Raw genomic sequence first — 3,801 nt, 5'->3', positions numbered from 1 at the left:
TGCACACGACCAGAAGCCGCGGTATCCGACGGTCAGCCCTTGCTCCAGCTCAAAGATCATTTCTGCGTTGGAGCGCCAGTCTGCCTCTTCGCCGAGAGGCGCGACGGCCACGCGTGTGCCCTCTGCCGCGAAGACGGTGCCGGCGGTCTCGGTCTCTCCCGCTGCTTCGAGCGGCACCAGCACACCGTTCAGCTTGATCGCGGCCGTCCCGCTATCCTGCCCCACCCACAGGATGGGGTGCTCCTCGGGGGTCCGGTTGAACGAGCAGCGGGGGCCGGGATCGAGGATCTGGTCCGCCTCCGCCTCCGGCATCGTCGAGGGATCGAGCGTGGAGATCAGGGTATTGTTCAGCGCCGCCTCGATCGTTCCAACCTCAGCGGGCGGGTCCTGATAGATTGACTGGACGATGTCGCCTTCCGAGACCTCTTCGATCAGATAGCGCATCTCGGAAATCTCGCGCCGTTGCGCCACGATGATCTCGTGGGCCAGCTTCTGGACGCGGGGATCGCGGATCTGTGCGCGTTCGGAGGTCATGATCGCGATCGAGTGGTGCGGGATCATCGCCCGCATGTAGCTTTCGCCGGACACCGTGACCTGGCTCCGGACGAGCCAGAGCGTCAGGGCGAAGACGATTACCGAGCCTGTGAAGATGGCGACGTTGAGCATCTTGTTCGAATACATGCTCAGCATGTATCCGAGCATGATCACCGCCATGGTCGCGCCCATCATGATCGCCATGTAGGTGCGCGTCTCGGAATAGAAGACGTGCTCCCACGCGTAGGTGTTGAGATACATCAGGATGAACATCACCACCGTCGAGGTGAGGATCATGAGGCCGAAGCGGATGTAGGACATGTGTGTGTTCCCTCGTTTCTGGAGTTATTCCGAACCGGCGACGTTGCCGCCGTGTCCATCGTCACCGGAGGTGATCGTCGCGTAGTCCTCGGGCGACATCCCGGGCAGTTGCGACACGAACGCGGCGATCGTCAGCAGTTCCTCGGGCCCGTGGTGGCGGCCGAAGGCGGGCATGCCGCTCATCTTGATGCCGTTCTCGGCGATCCAATAGATTTCCTTCGGCTCCCACTCGGCCGCGGCCTCGACCAGGTGGGGCGGCTCTGGTCGCATGCCCCGCGACCATTCCGACGGCTCCACCCCCGGACCGCCATGGCAGTGCGCACAGCTTGCAGCATAATGCTGCGCCCCTTCGGCGAGCATGTCCTGCGGAACCGTTCCGGGCAGGAGGATGTCTTCCGCCCGGCTGGCGACGGAGCGGCGCATCGTGGTGTCCAGCGTCCATCGGACAGCGTCCGCGTGCGTGTCGGTCGCGGCGACGTTGTAGGCGCCGGTGTAGGCCACCGTCAGCCAGACGGCGATAGCGACGAGAAGCGTCGCGACGACACCGAGAGCAGCGCCTATGGCCTTGGGTCCCATGACTTTCTCCTTGGTTGCGATTTCCGCCGGGTCATATCGTCTTGGTCCTGAGCCGGAGCGCGTTCGCGATGACCGACACCGACGACAGGCTCATGGCGAGCGCGGCGATCATCGGCGACAGCAGAAGGCCGAAGGCCGGATACAGGACCCCCGCCGCGACCGGTACGCCGAGGCCATTGTAGAGAAAGGCGAACAGCAGGTTCTGCTTGATGTTCCGCACCGTGGCCCGGGACAGCCGCCGCGCGGACACCAGTGCCGACAGATCGCCCCTGACCAGCGTGACGCCGGCGCTTTCCACCGCCACGTCCGCCCCGGTGCCCATGGCGATGCCGACATCCGCCGCGGCGAGCGCGGGGGCGTCGTTGACGCCGTCGCCCGCCATGGCGACGGTCCGGCCCTCGCCCTGAAGCCTGCGGATCGCGTCGTGCTTGTCCTCGGGCAGGACCTCGGCGATCACCTCGTCGATGCCGAGATCGCGCGCCACCGCGCGCGCCGTCGCCTCGGCGTCGCCCGTCAGCATGACGATGCGCAGCCCCTCGTCGTGCAGCGCCCGGATCGCCGCCGGCGTCGTCTCCTTCACGCGGTCGGCGACCGAAAGGACGCCTGCAGCCGCGCCGTCCACCGAGACGAACATCGCTGTGCGGCCCTCGGCCCGTTCGGCAGCGGCGATGTCGCGCAAGGCGGCGGCATCCGCGCCCTCGGCTTCCATCATCGCGGCGTTGCCGATGGCCACGCGGCGTCCGTCGACCGTGCCCCTAACGCCCTTGCCGGTCACGCTGTCGAAGTCGCGCGTGGCGGGCACGTCGATGCCGCGCTCCTGCGCGCCCTCGACGATGGCGCGCGCCAGCGGGTGCTCGGACGCGGCCTCGAGCGCAGCCGCAAGGCGCAGGACCTCGTCCTCGGGCATGTCACGGGCGCTGACACCGACCAGCGTGGGGCGCCCTTCGGTCAGGGTGCCGGTCTTGTCGACCACCAGCGTGTCCACGGCGGCAAGCCGCTCCAGCGCCTCGGCGTTCTTGATCAGCACGCCCTTGCCCGCGCCCTTGCCGACTCCGACCATGATCGACATCGGTGTGGCAAGGCCAAGGGCGCAGGGGCAGGCGATGATCAGCACCGACACCGCAGCGATCAGCCCCAGCGCCATCGCGGGGGCAGGTCCGAACGCGGACCATGCGATGAACGCCAGAACCGCCACGAGGACCACGATGGGGACGAACCAGCCCGCCACCTGATCGGCCAGCTTCTGGATCGGCGCGCGGCTGCGCTGCGCCTCGGCCACCATCGCGACGATGCGGTTGAGCATCGTCTCCGACCCGACGCGTGTCGCCTCCATCACGAGGCTGCCGGTCTGGTTGATCGAGCCGCCGGTCACCGCGTCGCCAGGCCGCTTCTCGACCGGGATCGGTTCGCCGGTGATCATGCTTTCGTCCACGGACGATCCGCCTTCGACCACGGTGCCATCCACAGGCACGCCTTCGCCCGGTCTGACGCGCAGGCGATCGCCGGTCCGCACCATGTCGAGCGGGATGTCGCGCTCGCCCTTCGCATCCACCAGCCGAGCGGTCTTGGGCGCGAGGTCCAGCAGGGCGCGGATCGCGCCGCCGGTCTGTTCCCGCGCACGCAGCTCCAGAAGCTGCCCCAGCAGGACCAGCACCACGATAACGGCGGCCGCCTCGAAGTAGACACCCACCTCGCCCTCGTGCCCGCGGAACTGCGACGGGAATATCCCCGGGGCAACGGTCGCCACGACCGAATAAATCCACGCGGTTCCGGTGCCGATCGCGATCAGCGTGAACATGTTGAGGTTCCACGTCCGGATCGACGCCCAGCCGCGGACGAAGAAGGGTGCCCCGGCCCACAGCACGACGGGCGTGGCAAGGATCAGCTCGGCCCAGTCCAGCCACGCGGCCGGAATGGCCATGAAGAACTGCGGCAGGAAGTGCCGTCCCATCGCGACGATGAAAAGCGGGACCGTCAGCACGGCGCCGATCACCAAGCGGCGACGGAAGTCGACATATTCCTCGGACGGCTCGTCCGTCAGAAGGGGCACGCCCTTCGGCTCGAGCGCCATGCCGCAGATCGGGCACGTGCCGGGACCCTTCTGCTCGATCTCGGGGTGCATCGGGCAGGTGTAGATCGTGTCCGACGCCTCCGGCTTCGGCGCCGCCTTCAATGCGGGATCGAGGTAGATTTCCGGCCTGGTCTCGAACTTCGCGCGGCAGCCGGCGGAGCAGAAGAAGTAGGTCTGGCCCTCGTGCTCGGCGGTGTGTTTCGCCGTCTCCATGGTGACGGACATGCCGCAGACCGGATCTATTGCCTTGCCCGGCTCTGGCTGTTTCGCCGCCGACGCATGGTGATCGTGACCATGAT

The 3,801-nt window shown here is 67.4% G+C and carries 3 protein-coding genes; all 3 read right to left on the bottom strand.

Going from position 1 to position 3,801, the window contains the following annotated elements; genetic code table 11:
* On the bottom strand, positions 1 to 855 hold an 855-nt coding region (locus BLW27_RS20365; RefSeq protein ID WP_089886551.1), incomplete at its 3' end, for a DUF305 domain-containing protein.
* A gap of 24 nt (positions 856 to 879) precedes the next feature.
* Complete coding sequence (locus BLW27_RS20360; RefSeq protein ID WP_089886549.1) at positions 880 to 1,431, bottom strand: c-type cytochrome; 552 nt, start codon at positions 1,429 to 1,431, stop codon at positions 880 to 882.
* Between the two features lie 31 nt (positions 1,432 to 1,462).
* The coding region (locus BLW27_RS20355) for a heavy metal translocating P-type ATPase (protein ID WP_425429312.1) at positions 1,463 to 3,801 on the bottom strand (2,339 nt) is incomplete at its 5' end.

The organism is Citreimonas salinaria (genome assembly GCF_900107235.1).
GTDB classification, from domain to species: domain Bacteria; phylum Pseudomonadota; class Alphaproteobacteria; order Rhodobacterales; family Rhodobacteraceae; genus Citreimonas; species Citreimonas salinaria.
Note: the sequence above shows the minus strand (reverse complement) of the source record. Positions and strands in the feature narration are given on the sequence as shown.

Coding starts and splice junctions, on each gene's coding strand:
- BLW27_RS20360 (WP_089886549.1), bottom strand. CDS start 1,431: ATGGGACCCAAGGCCATAGGCGCTGCTCTCGGTGTCGTCGCGACGCTT.